The sequence below is a fragment of the Sphingomonas sp. Root241 genome, from assembly GCF_001428865.1.
Classification (GTDB): domain Bacteria; phylum Pseudomonadota; class Alphaproteobacteria; order Sphingomonadales; family Sphingomonadaceae; genus Sphingomonas.
In genome coordinates this window covers 295,099-321,267 of sequence record NZ_LMIV01000002.1, presented here as the reverse complement: position 1 = coordinate 321,267, position 26,169 = coordinate 295,099, and the positions used below count along the sequence as shown (strand labels likewise).

Below are 26,169 nucleotides of genomic sequence, written 5' to 3'. Positions count from 1 at the left end.
CGGTCATTCTCCTAGTGAAAGTCGCGCGAGCGCACCGGGATCAGGTCCGGCGCCTTGAGGCTGCGGCGCGGCGGCCAGCTTTCGAGCGCGCGCTGGCGCGGCAGCTCGAGCCGGTCGCGCGGATCGATCGTCCCGCCATGCGTCGCGCCGTCGCCGGGCATGGTCATGTTCGGCAATTCGAGTTCGCCCACTTCGCGCAGCCACGGCGTGAGATCGGTGATCGTCTCGGCGACGACGTGGATCACGATGCCTTCGCGCTGCACCTTGCCGCGGATCGCCAGCATCGTCGCGGACATCACCGTGCGCCGGTTCGCCTCGAACCGATCGGCCCAGAGCACGGCATTGGCGATGCCGGTCTCGTCCTCGAGCGTCACGAACACCACGCCTTTGGCGCTGCCCGGCCGCTGGCGGACGAGGATGAGACCCGCGACCTCGACGCGCGCGCCGTCCTTCAGGTCCCTCAGGTCCGCGCATTTCGCGATCCGCCGCGCAGCCAGCCGTTCGCGCAGAAAGGTCACCGGATGCGCGCGCAGGCTGAGCTGCGTCGCGCGGTAATCCTCGACCACTTCGCGGCCTTCGGTCAGCGGCACCAATGCGACTTGCGGTTCCATGGCCTCGGGCACAGTCCGGCCCTCGCGCGCATCCGCGGCGCTGAACAAGTCGAGTGGCTTCTGGCCGAGCCCCTTGATCGCCCATAATGCCTGTCGCCGATTATGCCCCAGCGCCTGGAAGGCATCGGCGCGCGCCAGCCGTTCGAGCCCCGCCGGCTTGACGCCTGAGCGCCGCCAGACATCCTCGATCGAAACGAACGGCGCGCGCGCGCGGGCATCGAGGATCGCCTGGGCGTCGTCCTTCGAAAATCCCTGCACGCTCCGCATGCCGAGCCGGACCGGTTGAAGGCTCGCCCAGTCCTCGTCAGTCCCGCAGAACGCCGAATGCCGTGGCCGCGCATTCACGCCCTCGGGCACCATCCGCGTGTCCCAGTCGCTGTCGTTGATGCACACCGGCCGCGCCTCGACACCGTGTCCCCGCGCGTCGCGGATCAGCTGCGCGGGGGCGTAGAATCCCATCGGCTGCGCATTGAGCAACGCCGTGCAGAACACGTCGGGATGATGGCATTTCATCCAGCTCGATGCATAAGCGATCTTGGCGAAACTGGCGGCGTGGCTCTCTGGGAAGCCGTAGCTTCCGAACCCCTCGATCTGCTTGAAGGTCCGCTCGGCGAAATCGCGTTGATAGCCGTTGGCGACCATGCCCTCGACCATCTTGTCGCGGAAATGGGTGACGCCGCCGGTCGATTTGAACGTCGCCATCGAGCGCCGCAGCGCGTCCGCTTCCTCGGGCGTGAAGCCGGCCCCCTCGATCGCGACCTTCATCGCCTGTTCCTGGAACAGAGGCACGCCGAAGGTCTTCTCCAGCACCGCCCTGAGTTCGGGCTTGGGATATTCCGGCTTCTCCTTGCCTTCGCGGCGGCGGAGATAGGGATGGACCATGTCGCCCTGGATCGGCCCGGGCCGCACGATCGCGACCTGGATGACGAGGTCGTAGAATTCGCGGGGCTTGAGCCGCGGCAGCATCGACATCTGCGCGCGGCTCTCGATCTGGAACACGCCGAGAGTGTCGGCCTGCTGGATCATCGCGTAGGTCGGCGTGTCGTCATGCTGGAGTTCGTCCGAGGCGAGCGTCAGGTGCACGCCCTTGTGCTCGGCGAGCAGATCGAAGGCACGCCGCATGCAGCCGAGCATGCCGAGCCCGAGGACGTCGACCTTCATCAGCCCGAGCGTTTCGAGATCGTCCTTCTCCCATTCGATGACGCGGCGGTCGACCATCGCGGCAGGTTCGATCGGCACGATCTCGTCGACACGGAAGTGGGCGAGGACGAAGCCGCCGGGATGTTGCGACAAATGCCGCGGCGTGCCGATCAGCTCGCGTGCCAATTCGAGCGTCAGCGCAAGGCGCGGATCCTTGCGGTCGAGATTGAGCGCATCGGCATGTTCGTCATCGACTTGGTTCGACCAACCCCAGACCTGGCTCGACAACGCGCCGGTCAGGTCTTCGGGCAATCCCAACGCCTTGCCCACTTCGCGCAGCGCGCCGCGCGAGCGGAAACGGCTCACTACGGCGGTCATCGCGGCGTGGCGCTGGCCATAGGTCTCGTAGATCCACTGGATCACCTCCTCGCGCCGTTCATGCTCGAAATCGACGTCGATGTCGGGCGGCTCGCCGCGCGCGCCCGAGATGAAGCGCTCGAACAGCAACTGGTGCACGATCGGATCGATCGACGTGACGCCGAGCAGATAGCAGATCAGCGAATTGGCCGCGCTGCCGCGCCCCTGGCAGAGGATCTTCTGCGCGCGCGCGAACTGGACGATCGAATTGACCGTCAGGAAATAGGGCGCGTAACCGAGCCTGCCGACCAGCAGGAGCTCCTTGTCGAGCAAATCGGCATAATCGGGCGGCGTCCCGTCGGGGAATTTGAGGGTGAGCGCATCCCGGGCGAGCTTCTCCAGCGCCGCCTGCGGGGTGCGCCCGGTCATCACGACTTCGTCGGGATAGCGATAGAGCTGGCCCAGTTCGCGCAGGTCGAAAGTGCAGCGCTCGACGATCGCTTCGGCGGCGGCCAGTGCCCCGGGATAGTCGCGGTAGCGCCGTGCCATCTCGTCCGGCGACTTGAGGTGCCGATCGGCGCTGCGCTCGCGGCGGAAGCCGAGTTCGTCGATCGTGCATTTCTCGCGGATCGCAGTGACTACGTCCTGCAGCATCCTTTTGTCGGGATGGTGGTAGAGCACGTCGCCGGTCGCGAGCGGCGTCAGGCCGAAGCGCTTAGCCGTTGCATCCAGCTGGTGGATACGCAGTGCGTCGCCCGGCCGGCGATGCCAAATGAGGCAGACATGCCCGCGTGCTCCGAAAATGTCCGCCATCCAGCGCAATGCCAGCGCGTCGCCGGGATCGGCGAGCCCGGACACCAGCGCGCCGACCAGTCCCTGGGCATGCTCGGCGACGTCCTCCCAATGGAGGAAGCATTTGCCCTTCTCGCCATGCTGTGCGTCGGCCCGGCTCTTGCCGAGCGTGAGGAGGCGCGTGAGCCTGCTCCAGGCGAGGCGGTCCTCGGGCCAGACGAGCAGCGAGGTGCCGTCGACCAAATCGAGCCGGCAGCCGGGGATCATCCGGATGGCATGCCCTTGCGCACTGATCTGCTCGGCGGCGACCAGTCCGCGGACCACCCCCGCAACCGAGTTGCGATCGGTGAGACCGAGGGCGGGCATGCCCATCATTGCAGCCGTGGCGAACAGCTCCTCGCACGACGAAGCGCCGCGCAGGAACGAGAAATGACTCGTCACCTGGAGTTCGGACCAGGTCATCCGAACACGCCGTGGAGATACCAGCTGAGGTCGCCGGTCACCGGACGCTCGCCGTCCCCCGAACGGAACAGCCAGTAGCGGCGCCCGGCCTCGTCCTCGACGCGGAAATAGTCGCGCACGCTCGCGCGTTCGGCATCGCGCTTCCACCATTCGCCCTGGATGCGTTCGGGCCCGTCGGCGCGGATTACGCGATGCGATTGCCCGCGCCAGGTGAAGCGGCGCGGGGCATGGTCAGGGAGCTCGGCCATGACATGGTCGAGCCGCTCGGGCCGGGCGAGCAGCCGCGCCGGCTTGGGCCATTCGGGATGCCAGGGGTGGAGCGCCGGGCTGCGATCGAGCTGGCCGACATCGTCGATCTTCGTGCGTGTCCCAATGCGTGCCGGCGGATCGAGCACGGCCATGCGCGTCACCGATCGTTCGGGAACGTCGCTCTCGACGGGGCGGCTGCGCCACATCGCACGCATCCCGATTCGCGTCGCGAGCGTGTCGACCAGAGGCGCGAGATCGGGCGCGGCTTCCTCGTCGAGCCGCTCGGTGAAAGGTTCGGCACCCAATGGCAGCGCCCGGCGGACGTGGAGCGTGAGCGCATCCACGCCGTAACCCGGCTCGACCTGTTCGATGCGGCGGATCAGTAGCCGCAGCAAATGCGCGCCGTCGCGGCTGGGGCGGGCGAGGCCGATGCGGATGCGCTGCGGCACGCCGTCGATCCGATCGGCGATCAGCTCGATCCGAGTCGCGCCCACGCCCTTTTCCGCCAAGGCGGCCGTGAGCCGCGGGACGAGCGTGCCCAGCCAATGCTCGATCGCCTCGGCAGTCGCGATCGGCTCGGCGAAGCGCTGCGCGATTGCGATCGGTTCGGGCGGGACGACCGGATGCAGCGGCTCGGACAATCGTCCCAGCGCGCGATCGAGCTGGAGAGCGAGCCCCGTGCCGAAGCGCTTGACCAGGGGCGCGCGCGGCATTGCCGTGAGCTGCGCGATGCGCGTGACGCCGAGGCGGTGGAGCAATTCGACTGCGGCGGGATCGATGCGAAGCGCCTCGATGGGAAGGGGCGAAAGTGCTTCGGCATGCCGGCCTGACGCACAGCATCTTTCGCCGGGGTGACGATCGAAATGCGCCAGCGCCCAGGCTGCGCCCGGCGTGTCGGCGATCGCGATCCTCGCGGTATAGCCCAGCCGGGCGAGCATGCGCCGCAGCCGGGCCACCATCTGCGCCTCGCCGCCGTGGAGGTGCGCGACTCCGGTCAGATCGAGGAACAGGGTGTCGTCGCCTTCGATCGCCACGGTCGGTGTCCAGCGCCGCGCCAGTGCCACTGCGAGGCTGGCGAGATGCGCGCGATCCCCCTCCGGATCGGCATCGCGGATGTCGAGCCCGGCGACCTGCGCACGCGCCTGGGCAAGCGCCATGCCGGGCGGGAGCCCGAGCGCGCGCGCTTGCGGGCAAGCGGCGGCGATGACGATGCGATTGCCGTCGCGGATGCTGGTTACGAGGGGAGACAATTCCTCCCCGGAGCGGCCGCTATCGGGCGGCAGCGCGACATGGCCGAGCTGGTCCTCGCGCGCCCAGCGGGCGCCGGGGCGCCAGCCGCCGCCGCGCGGCACCGAACGGGCAAGTTGCTGCTCGGCAGCTGCGGGCGCGCGCGGCTCAGGCGGCGCGGCGTGCCGCTCCGCCTGCCGCAGCCTTTCGATCGGCCACATCGGCAGGAAGAGCGCAGCGACCCGTTGCATCGCATGCCTCCACTTGCATCTCGAAGGGCTCGCCGCCCTTCTGGCGCACCAGCGCCAATTGCCAGCGCGCGCGTCCCACGCCTTCCACCGGCAGCGGTGTCGACGGCGCGCAGCCCACCCGCCAGCGCGTCACCGCTGCCGAGGTCGCATTCAATGGATCGCTGCCCTCACGCGCATGCCGCCGCATCAGCAAGGCGATCGTCCGCCCGCCCTCGGCCGCGAGCTGGAGCCGGCGGCTCGCGGTCATGTCGGCGCGCTTCACTTCGCCAATCACTGCGCCCAGCCCGCGATGGCGCAGGCCTTCTTCCATCACCGCGAGCAATTCGGCATCGTCGCGTGCCTCGGCATAGATCAGTCGCTTATGATCGAGGCCCACCTGCGAGAGCCCGGGGGCGAACAAATCACGCCGCCGCACCACCCAGAGCACCGGCCCCCAGGCACGCGCGGCGATCCCCGCCATGAACAGGGTTGCGGCACAATCCTCGGCCATGTCGCTCGAAGCGGCGGCGATCTCGTGCAATGCATCGAGCCTGAGCCCGCCATTGGCCAGCCGCGAATCGAGCGCTTGCATCCCGAACGGCAGCACTGGCCGGCGACGGAAACCCTGGGTCTCCATCGCGCGCAACTGCTCGCGAAGCTGGGCAAGAACGGCGGGATCTGGCATCGGGCTGCAGCGGCTACTCACGACTCGGAAACGAGAATGTTCCTATTCTGTTCCAATGGAACAAAGAGTCAACCCGCCAGCGCTGTTGCCTTCGCGCTTCCCTGCCCCCTAGTGTGCTGCCATCCTAAAGCACGCCTTTCCGGGGGGACCGATTTTCATGACCCAAAAGCTGCGTCTCGCGTTGATCGCCACGACGGCGATCGTCACCCTTCCCGCCTTCGGAGCCGCCATGCCGCAGACCCAGACCGCACCCGCCGCTGCAGCGATCGATCCCGCGCCTTTGCTCGAGCCGTGGACCGGGCCCTATGGCGGCGTGCCGCCCTGGCAATTGGTCAAGCCGGCGATGTTCCCGCCCGCGTTCGAGGCGGCGATGGCGACGCTGCGCACCGAGATACACGCGATCCGCGATGCGAAGAGCATGCCCAGCTTCGAGACCGTGATCGTGCCCCTGCAACTCGCCGGCGACACGATGGATCGCGTCCAATCCATGTGGGGCGTCTACACCAGCAACCTCGCGACGAAGGAAGTGCAGGCGATCGACAAGGAATGGAGCCCGAAGCTCACGGCATTCTACGACGAATTGTTCCTCGATCCCAAGCTCTTCGCCCGCGTGAAGGGGGCCTATGACAGCCGCGCCTCGCAGAAGCTCGACGCGCAGCAGCTTCGGCTGCTCGAACGCACCTATCGCAGCTTCGTGCGGCGCGGCGCCGCGCTGACCGACGCACAGCGCGCCGAGGTCACCAGGCTCAATCAGGCGCTCGCCACCCAGTTCAGCGACTTCTCCCGGCGGGTGCTCGCCGACGAGGAGACGTGGATCGTGCTCGATTCGGAGGCGCAGCTCGCCGGGCTGCCCGACAGCTTCAAGGCGTCGCTCAAGGCCGCCGCCGAAGAGCGCAATCTGGCCGGCAAATGGGCGGTGGTGAACACGCGCTCCTCGGTCGCGCCGTTCCTGACCAACTCGACCGACCGGGCGCTGCGCGAGAAGGTCTGGCGCGGGTTCATCGGCCGCGGCGACAATGGAGATGCCAATGATACCAAGGCGGTAATCGCCGAGATCCTCAAGCTGCGCCAGCAGCGCGCGGTGCTGCTCGGGTTCAAGAACCACGCCTTGTACCGGATGGACGACACGATGGCCGAGACCCCCGCCAATGCGATGAAGCTGATGATGTCGGTCTGGCCCGCGGCCCGCGCGCGCGTCGGCCAGGAAGTCGCCGACATGCAGGCGCTGGCCGACGCTGAAAGTGCAAAGGGGGAAGGCGCGAAGATCACGATCGAGCCGTGGGATTACCGCTTCTACGCCGAGAAGGTGCGCAAGGCGAAATACGATCTCGATGAGAATGAAGTGAAGCCGTATCTCGAACTGAACAACATCCTGCAAGGCGCCTTCTACGCCGCGGGCCGGCTCTACGGGTTGGGCTTCAAGGAAGTGAAGGACGTGCCCGTCTTCGATCCCGCGGTGCGTACCTTCGAGGTGACCGACACCGCGACCGGCCGCAATATTGGCGTCTTCTATTTCGACGGCTATGCGCGTTCGGGCAAGCGTTCCGGCGCCTGGGCGACGCGCTATCGCGGGCAGCAGGAGCTGGGCGGCCACCGCAACACATTGGCGTCGAACAACAATAATTTCGTGAAGGGCGGCGCGGGCGAGCCGACGCTGATCAGCCTCGACGATGCGACCACCTTGTTCCACGAGTTCGGCCACGCGATCCACAGCCTGCTCCAGAACGTCACGTATCCGGGGCTGGCGGGCACGCCGCGCGACTTCGTGGAATATCCCAGCCAGGTCAACGAGAACTGGCTGCTCACTCGCGACGTACTCGACAAATATGCCAAGCATTACAAGACCGGAGCGCCGATGCCGCAGGCTTTGGTCGACAAGATCGAGAAGTCGTCGACCTTCAACCAGGGCTTCGACACGGTCGAATATCTCGCCGACGCGATCGTCGACATGCAGCTCCATGACCGCGAGACCCCGGTGACCGACGTGGCCGCGTTCGAGCGCGATGCGCTGAAGGCGCTGGGCATGCCGAAGGAGATCGCGCTGCGGCACCGGCTGCCGCAGTTCAACCACCTGTTCTCGAGCGACGCTTATTCAGCGGGTTACTACTCGTATCTCTGGTCCGAGACGATGGACGCCGACACCTGGGCGGCGTTCGAGGAGACGGGGAATGTCTGGGACAAGGCGACCGCGGATCGCTTCCGGACCACTTTGCTGTCGACCGGCAACGAGACCGATCGCAAGCTCGCCTATCGGGCGTTTCGCGGGCGCGATCCGGACGTGAAGGCATTGTTCAGGCGGCGGGGATTTCCGGTGGAGTGAGGCCGGTCTTCGCTTCTCCCCTTTTCGCACCGTGGGGAGGGAAAACGGGGAACAAATGACCGCCGAAGTTTGCACGCTCCGCGCAATCCGATTCCCCCTTTTCTCCCGTGAAAGCGGACCTAGAGCTTCTCGGCGGCCGGCAGCGTCGGTTCCTCGTCCGCAGGGGTCTTGCGGAACAAGGCGCGATCCTCGGGGCTGAAGCCGAACTTGATCATCACGAACAGGAAGGTGACGAGGATCGCCGGCATGCCGATGCTCAATTCGGCCCATTCATAATGCCGCGGCAGCGACGTGAACGCCGCGCCGACCAATGCCGCCGCGCCGATCGCGAGGAAGAAGCTGGGGCGGATGCTGACCACCGGCGCGCCGAGCAGGCGGCGGAGCATCACCGCCTTGGCCACCGAGCCGATCGTCAGCGAAAGCGCGAGCGCCACGGCAGGGCCGGCGGCCTGGACCGGCTCCGACCAGCCCTCAGCGCGCGCGACGAAGACGAAGGTGAAGCTGAGGGCGATCTGGAGCAGCAATACCGCAAGCGAGATCATCAGATTGCGGTGGCGCGCGATGTAGATCAGCCCGGTCTCGCAGACCGCCCCGGTCGAGGCGAGGACCTCGGCGACGAGCAGGATGCACATCGCCCCCGCGCCGACGACGAATTCGGGGCCGATCAGCCCCATCACGCCCCCGGCCGGAATGCCGAAGACGACCAAGCAGGCGGCCTGCGCACTGACGATCCAGAAGCCGACCTGGCGGACCTGCTTGGCGACGGCAACGCGGTCGTTGTCGGCGAGGCTGTTGGTGACGACGGGCGCGAGGATCGGATCGAAGCTCGACTTCAGCCGCTGCGGGATCGAGGCGACCTGCTGCGCCATGTAATAGATGCCGACCACGCCGGGCGCGAACAGCAGAGCGAGGATGAAGCGATCGACATTGCGCGTGCCCCATTCGATCGCGTCGGCACCCGCCAGCGGGGCATTCCGGCGGGCCAGCGCGAGGATGTCGCGCAGCCGCGGATGCCATTCGCGCGGCATGCCGTACTCGCGCACGAACGGCACCACCGACGCGGCGAGCGCGGCGAGCATCGACAGCACATAGGCATACATCAGCCCGTCGCGCGACGAGACGAAGGAGAAGCCCCAGGCAGCGATGCTGATCGTCCACGGCTCGACGATCGCGCGCGCCGTCACCGAGGCGCGGATATTGTGGCGATAGGCGAGCGCCGCGAGCGTGACGTCCGACACCGCCACCGCGAACACCACCAGAGGCAGCAGCCGTTCGAGCCCCATCACCTGGCTGTTGGGATACATCACCTGCGGGAAGGCGATCAGCACCGCGCTGGCGATCGCCGAGGCACCGCACGCCACCAGCACGCCGTCCCACACGACATGCGCGTGCGGCCGATCGGTCGAGGCCAAAGCCTGGGCGAGCCCGCGCTTGAGTCCGAGCGTGGCGAGCAGGGCGGCGACTTCGATCACCAGCACCGCGATCGCATAGCGCCCGACGATATCCGGCCCGTAGGCGCGGCCCGCGATGAACAGGAAGGGCAGCCGCGCGGCGAGGCGGAGGATGAAGCCGAGGATGTTGGTCCGCCCGCCCCTGGCGAGCGCGTTGATGTCGTCGGCCGCGGGCGCGGGTGCGGATTCAGCCATTACGTTCGCCCTGAACCTGCCGAAGGGATCCCGTTCGTCCCCGGACTAGATCCGGGGTTGTCGAAGCACGGCCATCCGCAAATGCGCCGCCTATGGCGAGGCGCCCTTCGACAAGCTCAGGGCGAACGGGATGGAGGGTCAATGCGCCGCGCCCCAGCTCGGGCCTACTCCGATCTCGACGCCGAGCGGGACGGTGAGCTTGATCGCGGGTTCGGCGGCGGTGGCCATCACGCGTTCGATCACCGGCTTCGCGCGTTCGACATCGCCTTCGGGCAGCTCGAAGACGAGCTCGTCATGGACCTGCATCAGCATCCGGACACCATCCAGCCCGGCTTCGAGCAGGGCCGGGCCCATCCGTGCCATCGCGCGCTTGATGATGTCGGCGCAGGTGCCCTGGATCGGCGCGTTGATCGCGGCGCGCTCGGAGCCCGCGCGCTCATTGGGGTTGGCCGCCTTGAGCCGCGGGAAATGCGTCTTGCGGCCGAACAAAGTGGTCGTGTAGCCGCGCGCCTTGGCCTCGTTGAGCGTGTCGGCGATGTAGCGGTTGATGCCGGGGAAGCGCTCGAAATAGCGGTTGATCATCGCCTGGGCTTCGTCCGGAGTGACGTCAAGACGCCCCGCCAGGCCCCAGCGCGAGATGCCGTAGAGGATCGCGAAGTTGATCGTCTTCGCCCTTCCACGCGTGTCGCGATTGACTTCACCGAACAGCTCCATCGCGGTCATGTTGTGGATGTCGTCACCATTCTCGAACGCGGTGCGCAAGGCCGGCACGTCGGCGATGTGCGCGGCGAGACGGAGTTCGATCTGCGAATAGTCGGCGGCGAGGATCACATTGCCCGGCTCGGCGACGAACGCGTCGCGGATCTGGCGGCCCACTTCGGTGCGGATCGGGATGTTCTGGAGATTGGGATCGGTCGAGGAGAGCCGCCCGGTCTGCGCGCCGGTGAGCGAGTAGCTGGTGTGGACGCGGCCGGTCTCGGGATTGATCTGCGCCTGCAGCGCGTCGGTATAGGTCGATTTGAGCTTCGACAGCTGTCGCCAGTCGAGCACCTTGGCCACCATCTCACGACCGGGCGAATCCTTGTCCGCGGCGATCCGCTCGAGCTCGTTGACGTCGGTCGAATAGACGCCCGATTTGCCCTTGCGGCCGCCCTTGATCCCCATCTTGTCGAACAGCACGTCGCCCAATTGCTTGGGGCTGCCGATGGTGAACTTGAACCCCGCGATGCCGTGGATTTCCTCCTCGAGCGCCGCGATCTGCTTCGAGAATTCGTCCGAGAGCCGCGAAAGCACCCCGGCATCGACCTTGACGCCGGCGCGCTCCATGCCGGCGATCACCGAGACCAGGGGTCGATCGACCATCTCGTAGACGCGCGTCGCGCTCTCATAAGCGAGCCGCGGCTTGAACCGCCGCCACAGGCGGAGCGTCACATCGGCGTCCTCGGCGGCGTAGCGCGTCGCCGCCTTGAGATCGACTTCGTGGAAGCCGAGCTGGCTCTTCCCCGTGCCGACCACGTCCTTATAGGCAATGCAGCTGTGCGACAGGTGCGTCGCGGCGAGCTCGTCCATGCCGTGGCCGTGCAGGCCGGCATCGAGATCGAAGCTCATCACGATCGAATCGTCATAGGGCGCGACGTCTATCCCGCCCAAATCCTTATAAGCTCTCCCCAGCACGATCATGTCGTATTTGAGATTGTGCCCGATCTTGAGCACCGCCGGGTCTTCGAACAGCGGCTTCAGCTTCGCGAGCACCATCGCGCGATCGAGCTGGACCGGCTTCTCGGCGAACATGTCGCTGCCGCCGTGCGCGATCGGAATGTAGCACGCCTTGTTGGGCACGAGCGCCATGCTCACGCCCACCAATTCGGCGCGGGTGGCATCGACGCCGGTGGTCTCGGTATCGATCGCGACCCAGCCCTGGTGGGTGGCCTCGGCGATCCAGCGGTCGAGGTCCGCCTCGGTGACGACAGTTTCATAGGCATCGTGATCGCAGGGCGGATCTTCCTCCAGCCCCGGCACTTCGTGGTGCTCGACCGGCGCATCCGCCACCGCCGAGAGCCGGTTGAGCAAGGTGCGGAAGCCATGATGCTCGAGGAATGCGCGGAGCGGCGCGTCGGGGATGCCCTTGAGTTCGAGCTCGTCGAGCGGATCGGGTAGCGGCACGTCGCAGCTCAGCTCGACGAGTTTGCGGGACAGCCGCGCCATTTCGGCATGCTCGATCAGATTGTCGCGCAATTTGCCGGGCTTCATCGAGGGCGCTGCGGCGAGCACCGCCTCGACATCGCCATGCTCGAGGATCAGCTTGGCGGCGGTCTTGGGGCCGACGCCGGGGACGCCGGGGACATTGTCGACGCTGTCGCCCATCAAGGCGAGGACTTCGCCGAGCTTCTCGGGCCCGACGCCGAACTTCGCCTCGGTATCCGCGGGGCCGAGGCGGCGATTGTTCATCGTATCGAGCATATCGACCGACGGATCGGTCATCAGCTGCATCAGATCCTTGTCGGAGCTGACGATCGTCACGCTCCAGCCCTGCGCCAGCGCCGCCTTGGTATAGCTCGCGATCAGGTCATCCGCCTCCCAGCCGAGCTCTTCGATGCAGGGCAGCGAGAAGGCGCGCGTCGCATCGCGAATCATCGGGAACTGGGGGACGAGATCCTCGGGCGCGGGCGGGCGGTGCGCCTTGTACTGGTCGTACATCTCGTTGCGGAAGGTGTGCTCGCTCTTGTCGAGGATCACCGCCATGTGGGTCGGGCCGTCGGCCTTGTTGAGCTCGTCGACGAGCTTCCACAGCATCGTCGTATAGCCATAGACCGCGCCGACCGGCTCGCCATGCTTGTTGGTGAGCGGGGGCAGCCGGTGATAGGCGCGGAAGATATAGCCGGAGCCGTCGACGAGATAGAGATGGGGCATCGTCGCGGGGATAGCCGAGCGGACGGGCGGAACAAAGCCCCAAGCGGCGTTCCCGCCCGCCGCGGGTTCAGGCCATCACGACATTCTGCAGCGTGAAGGCGAAGGGAGTCGCGTTGGGGCCCGCGCCGCCGCCGGTCATCACGATGTCCGCGCTGACGATGCCGAGCAGCGAGATCTCGGTGTTGATATCCGAAAGGATCGCCGAATCGATCACGTCGCCGGGATCGACTTGCGATACCACGCCGATCCAGATCGTCGGCTTGAACGTGAACACCGCCTTCTGCTGGGGCGCGAGGTCGGTCTTGATCGCGAACAACCTGCCGTCCTTGTAGATCTGCGCATTCACCGAGCCCCGGGACAGGCCGTTGAGCAGCTCGATCTGCTGCGGGGAGCTAGCCGGGCCCTGCGCTACCAATTGGTCGCCCGAGGCGGCGAGCACCATCGCGAACCGCTGGCCGAGTGGCGCATTCTGCTGCGCCGTATAATTGCCCCAGCTGTCGCTCGCGCTGATCGTCTGAGCCATCGGATAGGTGAAGGGGTGATTGTCGCCCTGACCGCAATTCTTGATCACCGTCCAGGCGATCGCGAGCTCGTCGAAGTTCGTCGCCGCGTTCTTCGCGAAGATGACGACCTCGCTATTGTTCACGTCGTTCGAAAGGTTGATGAAATTGAGCTCGATGACGGGCAAGGCATTGCTGTCCGATACGGCGAGCGACGCGGCTTCGCTCTCGAAGATGACGACCTCGCTATTATTGGTGTCGTTGGACTCGTTGATGAAATTCGGGGTGTCGCCCATCGATCTTCTCCCTGCGTGAGGTGAAGCTCTATTCACGCTATAATTGTGACGATAGCGATACAAGTGTTGGTTTACGTCGCGTCATGGAAGATGATCCCCAGCGTGTGGCGCTTCCCGATATGCACCGCGCTGACGCCGTGGCGCATCGTCACGCGATAATCGCCCTTGGCGCCACGAACCGGGCGCTGGTTGACGGCGAATATCACGGCGTCGCCCTGGGCGAGCGGCACTACGGCGGCGCGCGACTGCATGCGCGGGCGCTGCTCGGTGAGGACGAATTCGCCGCCGGCGAAGTCGCGTCCGGGTGCGGAGAGCAGGACGGCCACCTGCAGCGGGAAGACGTGGGCGCCGTACAGGTCCTGGTGCAGGCAATTATAGTCGCCGGGACCGTAGCGGAGCAGCAGCGGGGTGGGGCGGGCTTGCCCCGCGCTGTGGCATTCGGCGAGATATTCGGCATGCGCGGCGGGGAAGCGGCGTTCGAGGCCCATGCGGGCATGCCAGCGATTGGCGATCCCGGCGAGCGGCGGATAGAGCCGCGTCCGGAGCGCTTGCACCGGATCGGGCAGCGGATAGGCGAAATAGCGATATTCGCCGCGGCCGAAGCCGTGCCGCGCCATGATCACCTGGCTGCGGAAATGTTCGGGGGCGTCGTAGAGGGTGGAGACATGCTTGCAGGTGATGGGGTCGAGCAGGCCGGGCAATAGTGCCCAGCCGTTGGTGTCGAGCGCGTCGGCGGCGGCGGTCCAGTCGATGTCGTTGGTCATGGCGCGGGTCTAGAGCGCGGCGTTGCGCGGGGCGCCCCGGTGCTTGCGCTCGAAGTCGTCATCCCGGCGAAAGCCGGGACCTCAGGCGGCGGGCGAACGGCGTGTGGCACGAGATCCCGGCGTTCGCCGGGATGACGAGTAGCGATCAGCGCGAGGGGCGGCCGCCGGCCATCATCGAGCCGGAGGGCTGGTGATGCGCGACGATCGCGCGGGCCACTGCCTGCATCAGCAGCTGCCGCTCGCGGATCGGGCGCGAGGTGTCGCCGATCATCACTGCGACGGCGTAGGAGCGGCCGTCGGGTGCGGTGAGGATGCCGACATCGTTGAAGCCCGCGGTGCGGCCGCGGAGGTCCTGGCCGGTGCCGGTCTTGTGGCCGTAGAGCCAGCCGGGGGGGACCGCGCCGCGCACGCGCGCCTTGCCGGTCTTCGCGCCGTCCATCGTGGCGAGCAGCCAGGCAGTCGAATTCGCCGAGAGCAATTCGCCGCGGTACAGCCGGGCCAGCGCGTTGGCGATCGAGGCGGGCGCCGCGCCGTCGGGCGGATCCTTCACATAGGCCTCATAAGCGGCGAGCCGGACGGCGGGCGAAAGCCGCGAGCGGGCGACGGCGAAGGCATTGCCCGTGGAATATTCGGGCTTCCATTCGAGCCCCGCGGTGCCGGCCTGGAGCAGTTTCTCGCCCGGGCCGAAGCGGATCGTGCCCAATTGCTTGCGCGCGATGAAGTCGCGCACCGCCTGCGGGCCGCCGACGAGGTGGAGCAATTTGTCGTTGCAGGTATTGTCGCTCATCTGCATCGCGCGGCGCATGATCTCGCCGACGGTGCTGGTATAGCCGGCATCGCCCTTCACCAGCGCCGCGACGGGCTGGTGGAACAAGGTGAAGTCGGCGCGGGTGATGGTCAGCGGATCGTCGAGCCGGAGGACGCCGCGATCGACGGCGTCGAGCACGGTCATCGTCACCCACAGCTTGCTCACGCTCTGCTGGGGCAAGGGACGGCTGGCGGTGACGTTGCTGGCGGTCCAGCCATCCTCGATGCTGGTCACGGCCACGCCGACCAGCCCGTTGAAATTGCGAGTGATCCCGTCGAGCGAGGTCACGAGTTCGACCGGGGCCGGCACGCGCGGCCTTGCGGGCGCGGCGGCCGCGGCCGGGAAGGGCACCAAGACGCTGTAGCTCGGCGCCGGCAGATAGGCGGCGAGCTGGGTATTCTCGTGCACTGCGCAGCCGAGCAGCATCGCCGGGCCCAGCCCCGCGACGGTCAATGCCCGCTCCAGTTTCGAGAAACCCATGAATTTCTTCACAAACGCAACCCCTTGCCCTCATGCAACATGCGGCGAACGCGACTCGCAGCAAAGCCCGAGCCTGTGGCGATGCGACGAATCCGGTAACGATAGCGACGAAACGTGAAAGGAGCGGAAACCGGCATCACCATTCGTCTTAAATATAGGGCAAAACCCGATATTTCGCCATCGGGGGAAAACCCTAGGGCACCAATACGGTATCCACCGCCACATCGAGCGTCTCGGGAAAGTCGAGCGTGTAGTGCAGCCCCCGGCTCTCCTTGCGGTGGAGCGCCGAGCGGACGATCAGATCGGCGCTCTCCAGCAGGTTGCGCAGCTCGATGAGGTCGGCGGTGACGCGGAAATGGCCGTAATAGTCGTTCACTTCGCCGCGCAGCATCTGGATGCGGTGCGCGGCGCGCTCGAGCCGCTTGGTCGAGCGGACGATGCCGACATAATTCCACATGAAGCGGCGGATCTCGGTCCAGTTCTGCTTGATCACCACTTCCTCGTCGGAATCGGTGACGCGGCTCTCGTCCCATGGCCGGATCGGCGGCGGCGGCGCGAGATCGCTCCAGTTGGCGGCGATATGGTTGGCGACCGCGCCGCCGAACACGAAGCATTCGAGCAGCGAGTTCGAGGCGAGGCGATTGGCGCCGTGCAGCCCCGACTGGCTGACTTCGCCGGCGGCGTAGAGATTGGGCAGGTCGGTGCGCCCGTCGCGGTCGACCACGACGCCGCCGCAGGTATAATGCTGCGCGGGCACCACGGGGATCGGCTCGCGGGTCATGTCGATGTCGAGATCGAGCAGCCGGGCGTGGATCGTCGGGAAGTGCTGCTTCACGAAGTCGGCGCCCATATGGCTGATGTCGAGATGGACGTAATCGAGACCCAGCCGCTTGATCTCGTGATCGATCGCGCGCGCCACCACGTCGCGCGGTGCCAGCTCCAGCCGCGAGTCGAAATCGGGCATGAAGCGGTATCCGGTGCCCGGAATCTTGAGATGCCCGCCCTCGCCGCGCACCGCCTCGGTGATCAGGAAGTTCTTGACCTCGAGATTGTAGAGGCAGGTCGGGTGGAACTGCATGAACTCCATGTTGGAGATGCGGCACCCCGCGCGCCACGCCATCGCGATGCCGTCGCCGGTCGCGCCGCGCGGCGCAGTCGAGAAGAGGTACGTCCGCCCCGCACCGCCGGTCGCCAGCACGGTGGCATTGGCAGTGAACAATTCGACGCGGTTGGTGGCGCGGTTGAAGGCATAGACGCCCCAGACATTGCCCGCGCCCGAATAGCGCTGCTCGTGCCGGCTGGTGGCGAGATCGATCACCACCATGTCGGGGACCAAAGTGATGTTGGGGTTGGCGCGCGCCGCCTTGAGCAAGGCTTCCTGCACTGCCCAGCCGGTGGCGTCGTCGACATGGACGATGCGGCGATGGCTGTGGCCGCCCTCGCGGGTGAGGTGGAGCGAATTGCCGTCGGTGTTGAACGGCACGCCGAGTTCCGCCAGCCGCTGGATCGCAGCAGGGGCGTTCTCGACGACCATCTCGACGGTGGCACGGTCGTTGAGCCCCGCCCCGGCGATCATCGTGTCCTCGATATGGTTCTCGAAGCTGTCGCCGGGCTCGAGCACCGCGGCGATGCCGCCCTGCGCCCAGGCGGTCGAGCCTTCGTTTAGCCCGCCCTTGGCGAGCACCGTCACCTTGAAACGCGCGGCAAGGTTGAGCGCCGCGGTGAGCCCGGCCGCGCCCGAGCCGATGACGAGGATGTCGCTGGTGTGAGGATCGCCGGCCATATCGCTTTTGCTGGTGTCTTCCGCTGGTTGGGCCTCCGACTAGGCGCTAAGCGCGGCTGCTGGCAAATGGAGAGAGATATGCGCCGCCAAAGCCTGGGTTTCGCGGGTCTCGCGCTCGCCCTGTTCTGCGCGCCCGCCGCCGAGGCCTGCACGCTCGGTACGCCCGGCACTACCCAGCGCATCGCGATCGGCGATACCGGCCGTTCGTTGCTGCTGCATGTGCCGGCCGGGCCACGGGGCAAGGCGCCGCTCGTCTTCGTGCTCCACGGCAGCAACGGCGACGGCGCGGCGATCCTCGCCGGATCGAAGCTCGAGGCGACGAGCGACCGGCACGGCTTCCTCCTCGCCGCGCCCGACGGCGGCATCGCCGCGGGCAAGGGCTATGTCTGGAACATTCCGGGCGTCCCCACCGTCACCGGCAAGGTGCCCGGCCCCGGGGATGCCGACGACGTCGCCTTCCTGGGCGCGGCGATCGACTGGCTGGCTGGACAGGGCTGCACCGATCGCCGCCGCGTCTATGCCACCGGGCTGTCGGGCGGCGGGCGCATGGCGTCGTGGCTCGGCTGCGTCGCGGCCGACCGTTTCGCGGGAATCGCCCCGGTGGTCGGCTTGCGCGCCGGCAATCCTTCGGCCGCCGATCCGCGCTTTCCCGATCCGGCGACGTGCACGCCGTCGCGGCCGATGCCGGTGATCGCCTTCGCCGGCGGCAAGGACAATACCAACCCGATCGACGGCGGCGGGGCCGGCTATTGGCACTATCCGATGCGCCGGGCCGAGGCGCGCTGGGCCGATCTCAACGGCTGCCGCCGTCCGCTCCCCGAGCGCGTTCTCGACAGCGGGATGATCGAGCGCGGCTACACCGATTGTCGCGGCGGGGCGGAGGTGATTGCGCGGATCACGCCGGAAGCCGGGCATATGTGGACCGCGGACAACGAAGCGATGTGGGCGTTTTTCGCGCGACACCGGCGCTGAGGCCGGGCAGCGCTTCGACTGGCAATGGGGGCGAAATGGCGGATCTGATTGTGTGGTTACAGGCTCACGAGAGCTTGTCGGGGTGGGCACAGTTTTTTGGTGCGATGCTGGCGTTGATCGTTACCTATTTCACGGCGTTCGCGCCGCATTGGCAGAGGCGGCGACAGCTGAAACGTGCAGCGGGTCGGCTTTTGCTGAATGGCTACGAGGTACTTGAAAGCTACCATCGAACATCGGGGCACTTCCTGCCCACGGCGATCTCCATTCGCGCCGCAGGCCTGAGCATGATCACTGTCGCTGGCGAAATCGACCGTTTCCCGATTTTCGAGCTGTCGGACCAGGGGCCTAGATCAACAGCTCGCCACTTGGTAGCGGTTGGCGGCCAGCTAAAACTCATAAATTTGGCGCTTGAAGATATGGCTGCCAATCTTGAGGGGCGGGAAGGCACGGCAGATGATCAAGAGATAGTACGGACGTTTGTCGGCGATCAATTGAAACTCGTCGGAGCGATCATTACTGGCAAAGAACTCAAGCGGCCAGAGTGGCCGGGTCAAACTAACGTTTGAGCCCGATGTCCGTTATCTATCATTCTAAAGCCGAAGCCTGCCAGGCACCTGCCCGACACTAGGTTGAGAACCCATCAACCCGTTGATTTGACTGACGAGTTGACCCCCCTCTTCGTCATCCCCGCGAAAGCGGGGCCCCATCTCCAACAGTTTCCACGAGCGCGCCGGTGCATTTTGCTGCCCGCTCAGGAGATGGGTCCCCGCTTTCGCGGGGATGACGGATTCTGAATATGTGTCCTCAACCTAGCGGACTGCTCTAAGCGCTCGCCCGGGTCAGGTTGAGGAACACGTCCTCCAGATCGGCCTCGCGGGTCGAGACGTCGACGATGCCGTAGCCGCCGCTTTGCACCGCGCCGAGCACTTCGCCGGCATTCGCCTGATCTTTCCGGTAGGTGATCACCAGGGTGCGCCCGGCCTTGAGTTCGATCTTCTGGAAGCAGGCATTTTCGGGGAGCACCGGCACGTCGCGGTCGACGGTGACCTCGACCACTTTTTCCTGCGCCATGCCGACCAGCTCGCGCGTCGGCTTGTTGGCGATCAATTTGCCGTGGTTGATGATCGCGATCCGGTCGCAAAGTTGCTCGGCTTCCTCGAGATAATGGGTGGTCAGCACCACCGTGACGCCGCGCGCATTCAATTCGCGGACATAGGCCCAGAGCTGCTGGCGAAGCTCGACATCGACGCCTGCGGTGGGTTCGTCGAGGACGAGCACGGGCGGCGAATGGACCATCGCCTTGGCGACCATCAGCCGGCGCTTCATGCCGCCGGAGAGCGTACGCGAATAGGCCTCGGCCTTGTCCTCGAGATGCACGGCGCGCAGCAGCCCCATCGGATCGCGCTGCGCCTTTGGAACGCCGTAGAGCCCGGCCTGGATCTCCAGCGTCTCGCGCGGGGTGAAGAAGGGATCGAAGGTGATCTCCTGGTTGACGATGCCGATGCTCGCCTTGGCATTGCGCGGATGCGCGTCGACGTCGAAGCCCCAGATCGTCGCGCGGCCCTCGGTCTTGTTGACCAGACCCGCAAGGATGTTGATCAGCGTCGACTTGCCGGCGCCGTTGGGGCCGAGCAGGCCGAAGATGGTCCCTCGCGGTACATCGAAGCTCACCCCATCGAGCGCGCGCTTGCCGCCGGCGTAGGTCTTGCAAAGATTGTCGATCTCGATCGCGGCTTGAGTCATGGCCGAGCCTGTAAGCGCGTGTGCGGCGCTCGCCAAGCGCGCAACGCCGAAGTGGCGTTTGTCCTCTCCCGTTCGCGCTGAGCTTGTCGAAGCGCCGTCCTGTTCCCGCGGACAGCTCGCAGGAGGAGAACCGCCCTTCGACAAGCTCAGGGCGAACGGGGAAGTAAAGGCGCGCGTCGGAAGCAATTGAAGCGCGGCCAACCCCTTGCTATCGGCGTTCGCATGATTCCGCCGTCCGAGACGATCCGTACCAGCCATGCCCGCGTCGCCTGCGACGGCAGTGGGCCCGGCGTGCCCGCCGCGCTTGGCCATCCGCGCGTGTTCCTGCAGATCGACGAGACCGGCTATGTCGATTGCGGCTATTGCGATCGACGCTTCGTGCTGATCGGCGGACCTGCCGACGGCGCCGACCAGAGCCAATTGCCCGATCACCCGGCTGGCGCCAGCGTCTGACGCGCCTATATCGGGCGGCATGTCGATTCCGTCCGATCCCCGCGCGTTCCTGTATCGCGAACTTGACCCCGAAACCGCCACCCGCCTGACCGCCGATGCATTGGCGAACGCGGAGGACGGCGAACTCTATCTCCAATATCGCAAGTCGGAGGCGTTCGGCTTCGACGACGGCCGGCTGAAGACCGCGAGCTTCGACACCCAATCGGGCTTCGGGCTGCGCGCCGTCTCGGGCGAGACCACCGCCTTTGCGCACGCCAACGAGATCAGCCCGGCGGCGATCCGGCGCGCGGCCGAGACGATGGCGCTGATCGAGCCGGGCAAGGCCGGCAAGGCGCCGCCGCCGCAGGGCAATAACCGCCATCTCTACACCGACCAGGATCCGCTCGATCTCGTCCCCTTCGCCGACAAGGTGAATCTGTGCCAGACGATCGACGCGGCGGCGCGGGCGCGCGATCCTCGGGTCGTGCAAGTTTCGGTCGGCCTCACCGGATCCTGGGGCGTGGTCGAGATCGTCCGTCCCGACGGCTTCATCGCCACCGACGTGCGGCCGCTGGTCCGCCTCAACGTCTCGATCGTGGTCGAGGCGAACGGCCGCCGCGAGACCGGCAGCTTCGGCACCGGCGGGCGCACGCTCTATGACCGGCTGTTCGAGCCCGAAACCTGGAACCGCGCGATCGACGAGGCGCTGGCGCAGGCTTTGGTCAATCTCGACGCCGAGGACGCGCCGGCCGGCGACATGACCGTCTTGTGCGGCCCCGGCTGGCCCGGGGTGCTGCTCCACGAGGCAGTGGGCCACGGGCTCGAGGGCGATTTCAACCGCAAGGGCACCAGCGCCTTTTCGGGCCGGATCGGCGAGCGGGTCGCCGCGCCGGGCGTGACGGTGGTCGACGACGGCTCGATCCACGACCGCCGCGGCTCGCTGTCGATCGACGACGAGGGTACGCCGACGCGCGAGACGGTGCTGATCGAGGACGGCATCCTCAAGGGCTATATGCAGGACCGGCTGAACGCCCGGCTGATGGGCGTCGAGCCGACCGGCAACGGCCGCCGCGAATCGTTCCAGCACGCGCCGATGCCGCGGATGACCAACACCTTCATGAAGGGCGGCAAGGACGATCCCGCCGAGCTGATGCGCCGAGTGAAGCGCGGCATCTACGCCAAGAGCTTCGGCGGCGGGCAGGTCGACATCGTCTCGGGCAAGTTCGTCTTCTCGTGCACCGAGGCCTACCGGATCGAGAACGGCAAAATCGGCCGCCCGATCAAGGGCGCGACTTTGATCGGCGACGGGCCGTCGGTGCTGACCCGAGTCACCGGCATCGGCAATGATTTCGCGCTCGACGAGGGTGTCGGCATGTGCGGCAAGGGTGGGCAGAGCGTTCCTGCGGGGGTTGGCCAGCCGAGCCTGCTGGTCGAGGGGCTGACGGTGGGCGGCACCGCGGCGTGATCTCTAAAATCCTCCCCCGCTGAAGCGAGGGAGGAATTTTTAGCCTACCCCGAAACTGAGTCTTTCGTGCCACACCACCAGTGCTTGCGCCTGTGGATAACTTCTTGACTCAACATCTGCCCCGATGCCCGAATGTTCTGCGGCGTTAACGCTTTAGCAGCCATTTTCGTTAACCAATGTTTGCTTGACGACGGACTCCGCGTGCCCCGAATACGGGGGTTCGGGCAAGGGAGTGAGACGCAGATGGGGGTATTGGAAAAGGTGAAGGTGCGGGACCGCACGGCGAGCGCGCCGGTGCCGGTATTGCCGCTCGACACCATCCTGCGCGGCGATTGCATCGCGGCGATGCGGGCGCTGCCGGCCAAGTCGATCGACCTGATCTTCGCCGATCCGCCCTACAACCTCCAATTGGGCGGCGATCTCAATCGCCCCGACGGCAGCCATGTCGACGCGGTCACCGACGAATGGGACAAGTTCGACAGCCTCGCCGCCTATGACAAGTTCACCCGCGAATGGCTGGCCGAGGCGCGCCGCATCCTCAAGGACGACGGCTCGATCTGGGTGATCGGCAGCTATCACAACATCTTCAAGGTCGGCAGCGCGATCCAGGATCTCGGCTTCTGGATCCTCAACGACATCATCTGGCGCAAGGCCAATCCGATGCCCAATTTCAAGGGCACGCGCTTCACCAATGCGCACGAGACCCTGATCTGGGCGTCGAAGGGCGAGAAGGCGCGCTACACCTTCAATTATCGCAGCATGAAGACGCTCAACGACGAGCTGCAGATGCGCAGCGATTGGGAATTCCCGATCTGCGGCGGACAGGAGCGGCTGAAGAAGGACGGGTACAAGGTCCATCCGACCCAGAAGCCCGAAGCCCTGCTCTACCGCATCCTGCTGGCGACGACGAAGAAGGGCGACGTGGTCCTCGATCCGTTCTTCGGCACGGGCACCACCGGCGCGGTCGCCAAAAGGCTCGGCCGGCGCTGGATCGGGATCGATCGCGAAGGCGTCTATGTCGAGGCGGCGCAGGCGCGGATCGACGCGGCATTGCCGCTCGACGAATCGGCACTGACCACGATGCAGGCGCCCAAGGCGGCGCCGCGGGTGGCGTTCGGGCAGTTGGTCGAGAACGGGTATCTCGCGCCGGGGACCGTGCTCACCGATTCGAAGCGGCGGCATCGCGCGGTGGTCGGCGCGGACGGGTCGCTCAAATGCGGCGATGCCGCCGGCTCGATCCACAAGCTCGGCGCGACGCTGCAGAACGCGCCTTCCTGCAACGGCTGGACGTGGTGGCATTATGAGGACGAAGGCGTGCTCAAGCCGATCGACGCGCTCAGGCAGACATATCTGCTGGCGACGCAGCCTTAATCTTATCCTCCCCGTTCCGGGGAGGATCGAGTAGGGCAGATGCATGAACCTCCCCGCTTCCGCTCGCTTGTATCTCCGCCCCACCCAGTTCGTCGACACGCCGGTCGGGCGCGACGGTGAAGTCGTCCGGCTGGCGGGCGGTTTGTGCTGGTTCGCGGCCTATGAGCTGATCGCGGTCGAGGGCGGCCGGCGCACGCTCCAGCGGACCATTCCGGTCGCCGATCTCCCCGATGACGCGCGCCTCCAGGCGATCGCCGCGCGCCTCTCGGCGCCGCGCGTGCCGCTCAAGCTCGGCGAGCGGGTGGTGCGGCTCGATCAGCCGCAGGTGATGGGCATCCTCAACGTCACCCCCGACAGCTTTTCGGACGGCGGCCGCCACGTCGGCGATCCCGCCGCGGCGGCGCAGGTCGGCGTCGACATGACGGTTGCCGGCGCCGCGATCGTCGATGTCGGCGGCGAATCGACTCGGCCGGGCGCGGCGGCGGTGTGGGAAGGCGACGAGATCGAGCGGACCGTCCCCGTCATCGAGCGGCTGGCGCGCAGCGGCGCGGCGGTGTCGATCGACACGCGCAAGGCCGCGGTGATGGAGGCGGCGCTCGGCGCGGGGGCGCAGCTGATCAACGATGTCTCGGCCCTGCTCTATGACGATCGCGCGCTGGAGGTGGCCGTGGCGGCGGGCTGTCCGGTGGTGCTGATGCACTCGCCCGACCCCGCCAAGACCGGTCACGAAGGCGGCAATTACGGCGACGTGCTGATCGAGGTCCATGACTGGCTCGAGCGCCGGGTGGACGAAGTCGTGGCCAGGGGTGTCGATCGTGCGCGGGTGCTGATCGATCCGGGCATCGGTTTCGGCAAGTCGCTCGCGGACAATCTCGCATTGCTCAACGGCCTTGCGCTGTTCCACGGGATCGGCTGCGGCGTGGTGCTCGGTGCCAGCCGCAAGCGGATGATCGGGGCGCTGTCGAACGAGGCGCCCGCCGAGGCGCGGCTCGGCGGTTCGCTGGCGGTCGCGCTCAAGGGGGCGGAGCTCGGCGCGCAGCTGATCCGCGTCCATGACGTGTTCGAGACCGCGCAGGCGCTGCGCATATGGCGCGGGATGCGCGACGCCGCGCTGGTGACGCGGCAGGTGGTCTAGGGTGAGAACCTGTACAAGCTGTTGATTCATGGCCGGCACCGGCACGGCAGCACCGCGCTGGGAACAGACGCTTTCGGTCGATGGTGGCGCCATCTGGGAAACCAACTGGACGACGGATTTCGAACGCGCCTGAGCCGCCCCACCGCCGGCCGCTACGTCAGTCCTTGATCGTCACCATCGCGACGGGCCTGTCCTTGGTCGATGCATTGGCGGCGATCGTCTTGGTCTTCTCCGCCTTGGGCTTGCGCACTTCGCGGTTCGATTTCTTCTGGCCCTTGGCCATGGCAGGTCCTTTGGAGGCGGTGTGCCCCGCAGCACCCTAGGCCCATCCGCGCCGCCCACGCGCATCAATTCGGCACCTTCGCCAGAGCTTGCGCGTTTCGGCCCCATGATCCGCAAGCTCAAATCGGGCGAATATCGCCTCTATTCCCGGAAAAAGGACCCGGACACCGGCAAGCGCCGCAACCTCGGCACCTTCGACACCAAGGCCGCGGCGCAGCAGCACGAACGCGAAGTCCAGTATTTCAAGCGCCACTAGCCCGTATCGACATTCAGATTCCCCTCCCTCCTAGGGAGGGGTTAGGGGTGGGTAAGGAAAGCCGGGCTCGATGCCGCGCCGATGACGCGTACCCGCCGCTTTCCGGCGAGATCGCGGCGCTTCGCAGTCGCTTCCGCCGTTCACCTGCAAACGCGTGAAGTTGGTCACCCGCCCACCGTCGCTCAGCGCTTCCGCACGAACTCCGCGCGCAGGACGAGGCCCTTGATGCCTTCGTACTTGCAGTCGATTTCCTGCGGATCGCCGGTCAGCCGGATCGACTTGATCAGCGTGCCGCGCTTGAGCGTCTGTCCCGCGCCCTTGACGGTCAGGTCTTTGATCAATGTCACCTGGTCGCCGTCGGCGAGCAGATTGCCCACCGAATCCCGCACTTCTACCGCGTCCGCGGCGCCGGCCTTGGCTTTCGCCTCGGCCGCGCTGATCCATTCGCCGCTCGCTTCGTCATAAACGAAGCTGTCCTCTTCTTCTGCCATGCCCCCGTCCTAGCGGCGAGATCGGCTGGACGCCACCGCGCCGTGCGCAAAGTCGCCCAGCCCCTTGTCGGTGCTGCAGAGGCGGTCCCAGAAGCGGAAATAGAGCCCGTAATTGCATCCGTAGAGCTGGTGGTGACGCTGATGATGGCTCGCGGTGATCAGCCAAGCGCCCAGCGGCCCGCTGTGGAGGAAGCGCGGGAAGATCTCCCAGCCCATGTGATTGGTCACGCCCATCACGGTCATGATCGCCAGCACCAGCCCGAGCGCGCCGACATGGATGGGGACGAGGAAGACGAGCGCCGGGATCACCACCGCGCCGGTGATCGCCTCCACGGGGTGGAAGCTCATCGCCGCCCAGGCAGTGGGCGGGCGGCTGGCATGGTGGACGGCGTGGGCGACGCGGAACAGCGCCGGGCGGTGCATCAGCCGGTGGGTCCAGTAGAACCAGGCGTCGTGCGCGACGAGATACAGCAACACCGACACCGGCAGATACCAGAGCGGCCAGTCGCCGGCATCGGTGTAGATCCGCGTCCAGCCGCGATTCTGCCAGCCCCATGCCACCACCCCCGCGGGCACGCCATAGATCGCCGCCGAGGCGAGACTCCAGCCGATCTCCCTGCGGATCTGCCGGTCGAGCCCGGCATAGAGCGCCGGATGGCGCAGCCGGGTGGCGAAGGCGAACGCGCCGGAGGTGACGAGGTAGCGCAGCCCGACGATCAGCGTCATCGCGGCGGCGGAAAGGAAGATGGCAAGGGCCATAGG

At 66.6% G+C, this 26,169-nt stretch carries 21 protein-coding genes; 8 read left to right on the top strand and 13 right to left on the bottom strand.

Annotated features, from left to right (window positions below; translation table 11 throughout):
- Positions 1-11: 11 nt before the first annotated feature.
- The 3 genes from ASE13_RS12155 to ASE13_RS12145 are packed head-to-tail and all read right to left on the bottom strand — an operon-like array spanning position 12 to position 5,753.
- Complete coding sequence (locus ASE13_RS12155; protein ID WP_056616016.1) at positions 12-3,362, bottom strand: error-prone DNA polymerase; 3,351 nt, start codon at positions 3,360-3,362, stop codon at positions 12-14.
- The gene (locus tag ASE13_RS12150; RefSeq protein WP_082596742.1) at positions 3,359-5,089 is read right to left on the bottom strand and encodes a DUF6504 family protein; all 1,731 of its coding nucleotides are present in this window, start codon (positions 5,087-5,089) and stop codon (positions 3,359-3,361) included. Before ASE13_RS12150 ends, ASE13_RS12155 begins: the two co-directional genes overlap by 4 nt.
- Positions 5,007-5,753, bottom strand: a complete 747-nt coding sequence (locus tag ASE13_RS12145) for an ImuA family protein (RefSeq protein ID WP_082596741.1) — start codon at positions 5,751-5,753, stop codon at positions 5,007-5,009. The genes ASE13_RS12150 and ASE13_RS12145 overlap by 83 nt, the downstream gene beginning before the upstream one ends.
- 157 nt (positions 5,754-5,910) lie before the next feature.
- Here ASE13_RS12145 and ASE13_RS12140 point away from each other — a divergent pair, with 157 nt between their 5' ends.
- The gene (locus tag ASE13_RS12140; RefSeq protein ID WP_056616010.1) at positions 5,911-8,073 is read left to right on the top strand and encodes a M3 family metallopeptidase; all 2,163 of its coding nucleotides are present in this window, start codon (positions 5,911-5,913) and stop codon (positions 8,071-8,073) included.
- Positions 8,074-8,192: 119 nt separating this feature from the next.
- On the opposite strand, the gene ASE13_RS12135 is transcribed toward ASE13_RS12140, so the two are convergent.
- The 6 genes from ASE13_RS12135 to nadB all read right to left on the bottom strand — a co-directional run bounded on the left by ASE13_RS12135 (position 8,193) and on the right by nadB (position 17,260).
- Entirely contained in the window at positions 8,193-9,719 is a 1,527-nt protein-coding gene (locus tag ASE13_RS12135) for a lipopolysaccharide biosynthesis protein (protein ID WP_056616007.1), read from the bottom strand.
- 138 nt (positions 9,720-9,857) lie between these two features.
- Complete coding sequence (gene polA, locus ASE13_RS12130; RefSeq protein WP_056616004.1) at positions 9,858-12,629, bottom strand: DNA polymerase I; 2,772 nt, start codon at positions 12,627-12,629, stop codon at positions 9,858-9,860.
- Between the two features lie 67 nt (positions 12,630-12,696).
- Positions 12,697-13,425, bottom strand: coding sequence for a hypothetical protein (locus tag ASE13_RS12125; protein WP_200955700.1), 729 nt, complete (start codon positions 13,423-13,425; stop codon positions 12,697-12,699).
- Between the two features lie 71 nt (positions 13,426-13,496).
- A complete protein-coding gene (locus ASE13_RS12120; protein WP_056616001.1) occupies positions 13,497-14,189 on the bottom strand; it encodes a 2OG-Fe(II) oxygenase in 693 nt (230 codons plus the stop codon).
- 145 nt (positions 14,190-14,334) lie between these two features.
- Positions 14,335-15,477 (bottom strand): serine hydrolase, encoded by a 1,143-nt coding sequence (locus ASE13_RS12115; protein WP_056617713.1) that lies wholly within the window; start codon positions 15,475-15,477, stop codon positions 14,335-14,337.
- A 193-nt stretch (positions 15,478-15,670) separates the two neighbouring features.
- Positions 15,671-17,260, bottom strand: a complete 1,590-nt coding sequence (gene nadB / locus ASE13_RS12110) for an L-aspartate oxidase (RefSeq protein WP_056615999.1) — start codon at positions 17,258-17,260, stop codon at positions 15,671-15,673.
- A 78-nt stretch (positions 17,261-17,338) separates the two neighbouring features.
- Between nadB and ASE13_RS12105 the strand changes: the two genes are divergently transcribed.
- Both ASE13_RS12105 and ASE13_RS12100 read left to right on the top strand, forming a co-directional pair.
- A complete protein-coding gene (locus ASE13_RS12105) occupies positions 17,339-18,232 on the top strand; it encodes an alpha/beta hydrolase family esterase (protein WP_056615996.1) in 894 nt (297 codons plus the stop codon).
- A gap of 35 nt (positions 18,233-18,267) precedes the next feature.
- Positions 18,268-18,798, top strand: coding sequence for a hypothetical protein (locus tag ASE13_RS12100; protein WP_056615994.1), 531 nt, complete (start codon positions 18,268-18,270; stop codon positions 18,796-18,798).
- Positions 18,799-19,054: 256 nt separating this feature from the next.
- Here the strand turns inward: ASE13_RS12100 and ASE13_RS12095 are convergent, their stop codons facing one another.
- The gene (locus ASE13_RS12095; RefSeq protein ID WP_056615991.1) at positions 19,055-19,975 is read right to left on the bottom strand and encodes an ABC transporter ATP-binding protein; all 921 of its coding nucleotides are present in this window, start codon (positions 19,973-19,975) and stop codon (positions 19,055-19,057) included.
- A gap of 222 nt (positions 19,976-20,197) precedes the next feature.
- On the opposite strand from ASE13_RS12095, the gene ASE13_RS12090 reads away from it, so the two are divergent.
- The 4 genes from ASE13_RS12090 to folP all read left to right on the top strand — a co-directional run bounded on the left by ASE13_RS12090 (position 20,198) and on the right by folP (position 24,378).
- Positions 20,198-20,428, top strand: coding sequence for a zinc-finger domain-containing protein (locus ASE13_RS12090; protein WP_056615987.1), 231 nt, complete (start codon positions 20,198-20,200; stop codon positions 20,426-20,428).
- A gap of 19 nt (positions 20,429-20,447) precedes the next feature.
- Positions 20,448-21,872 (top strand): metalloprotease TldD, encoded by a 1,425-nt coding sequence (gene tldD / locus ASE13_RS12085; RefSeq protein ID WP_056615984.1) that lies wholly within the window; start codon positions 20,448-20,450, stop codon positions 21,870-21,872.
- A 243-nt stretch (positions 21,873-22,115) separates the two neighbouring features.
- Complete coding sequence (locus ASE13_RS12080; protein ID WP_056615981.1) at positions 22,116-23,243, top strand: site-specific DNA-methyltransferase; 1,128 nt, start codon at positions 22,116-22,118, stop codon at positions 23,241-23,243.
- 43 nt (positions 23,244-23,286) lie between these two features.
- Positions 23,287-24,378, top strand: coding sequence for a dihydropteroate synthase (gene folP, locus ASE13_RS12075; RefSeq protein WP_056615978.1), 1,092 nt, complete (start codon positions 23,287-23,289; stop codon positions 24,376-24,378).
- Between the two features lie 157 nt (positions 24,379-24,535).
- Here the strand turns inward: folP and ASE13_RS20345 are convergent, their stop codons facing one another.
- On the bottom strand, positions 24,536-24,661 hold the full coding sequence (locus tag ASE13_RS20345; RefSeq protein WP_268801297.1) for a hypothetical protein: 126 nt from the start codon (positions 24,659-24,661) through the stop codon (positions 24,536-24,538).
- 105 nt (positions 24,662-24,766) lie between these two features.
- Here ASE13_RS20345 and ASE13_RS20170 point away from each other — a divergent pair, with 105 nt between their 5' ends.
- A complete protein-coding gene (locus ASE13_RS20170) occupies positions 24,767-24,916 on the top strand; it encodes a hypothetical protein (RefSeq protein WP_156404870.1) in 150 nt (49 codons plus the stop codon).
- Between the two features lie 182 nt (positions 24,917-25,098).
- On the opposite strand, the gene ASE13_RS12070 is transcribed toward ASE13_RS20170, so the two are convergent.
- On the bottom strand, positions 25,099-25,407 hold the full coding sequence (locus tag ASE13_RS12070; RefSeq protein WP_029724740.1) for an alkylphosphonate utilization protein: 309 nt from the start codon (positions 25,405-25,407) through the stop codon (positions 25,099-25,101).
- A 9-nt stretch (positions 25,408-25,416) separates the two neighbouring features.
- Positions 25,417-26,166 carry a sterol desaturase family protein gene (locus tag ASE13_RS12065; RefSeq protein ID WP_056615975.1) on the bottom strand — a complete coding sequence of 250 codons (750 nt, stop codon included), beginning with the start codon at positions 26,164-26,166 and terminating at the stop codon, positions 25,417-25,419.
- Positions 26,167-26,169: the final 3 nt, after the last annotated feature.

Coding starts and splice junctions, on each gene's coding strand:
- ASE13_RS12115 (WP_056617713.1), bottom strand. CDS start 15,477: ATGGGTTTCTCGAAACTGGAGCGGGCATTGACCGTCGCGGGGCTGGGC.
- ASE13_RS12095 (WP_056615991.1), bottom strand. CDS start 19,975: ATGACTCAAGCCGCGATCGAGATCGACAATCTTTGCAAGACCTACGCC.
- ASE13_RS12155 (WP_056616016.1), bottom strand. CDS start 3,362: ATGACCTGGTCCGAACTCCAGGTGACGAGTCATTTCTCGTTCCTGCGC.
- ASE13_RS12105 (WP_056615996.1), top strand. CDS start 17,339: ATGCGCCGCCAAAGCCTGGGTTTCGCGGGTCTCGCGCTCGCCCTGTTC.
- ASE13_RS12080 (WP_056615981.1), top strand. CDS start 22,116: ATGGGGGTATTGGAAAAGGTGAAGGTGCGGGACCGCACGGCGAGCGCG.
- polA (WP_056616004.1), bottom strand. CDS start 12,629: ATGCCCCATCTCTATCTCGTCGACGGCTCCGGCTATATCTTCCGCGCC.
- ASE13_RS12140 (WP_056616010.1), top strand. CDS start 5,911: ATGACCCAAAAGCTGCGTCTCGCGTTGATCGCCACGACGGCGATCGTC.
- ASE13_RS12090 (WP_056615987.1), top strand. CDS start 20,198: ATGATTCCGCCGTCCGAGACGATCCGTACCAGCCATGCCCGCGTCGCC.
- nadB (WP_056615999.1), bottom strand. CDS start 17,260: ATGGCCGGCGATCCTCACACCAGCGACATCCTCGTCATCGGCTCGGGC.
- ASE13_RS20345 (WP_268801297.1), bottom strand. CDS start 24,661: ATGGCCAAGGGCCAGAAGAAATCGAACCGCGAAGTGCGCAAGCCCAAG.
- ASE13_RS12125 (WP_200955700.1), bottom strand. CDS start 13,425: ATGGGCGACACCCCGAATTTCATCAACGAGTCCAACGACACCAATAAT.
- ASE13_RS20170 (WP_156404870.1), top strand. CDS start 24,767: ATGATCCGCAAGCTCAAATCGGGCGAATATCGCCTCTATTCCCGGAAA.
- tldD (WP_056615984.1), top strand. CDS start 20,448: ATGTCGATTCCGTCCGATCCCCGCGCGTTCCTGTATCGCGAACTTGAC.
- ASE13_RS12150 (WP_082596742.1), bottom strand. CDS start 5,089: ATGCAACGGGTCGCTGCGCTCTTCCTGCCGATGTGGCCGATCGAAAGG.
- ASE13_RS12100 (WP_056615994.1), top strand. CDS start 18,268: ATGGCGGATCTGATTGTGTGGTTACAGGCTCACGAGAGCTTGTCGGGG.
- ASE13_RS12070 (WP_029724740.1), bottom strand. CDS start 25,407: ATGGCAGAAGAAGAGGACAGCTTCGTTTATGACGAAGCGAGCGGCGAA.
- ASE13_RS12145 (WP_082596741.1), bottom strand. CDS start 5,753: ATGCCAGATCCCGCCGTTCTTGCCCAGCTTCGCGAGCAGTTGCGCGCG.
- folP (WP_056615978.1), top strand. CDS start 23,287: ATGAACCTCCCCGCTTCCGCTCGCTTGTATCTCCGCCCCACCCAGTTC.
- ASE13_RS12135 (WP_056616007.1), bottom strand. CDS start 9,719: ATGGCTGAATCCGCACCCGCGCCCGCGGCCGACGACATCAACGCGCTC.
- ASE13_RS12120 (WP_056616001.1), bottom strand. CDS start 14,189: ATGACCAACGACATCGACTGGACCGCCGCCGCCGACGCGCTCGACACC.
- ASE13_RS12065 (WP_056615975.1), bottom strand. CDS start 26,166: ATGGCCCTTGCCATCTTCCTTTCCGCCGCCGCGATGACGCTGATCGTC.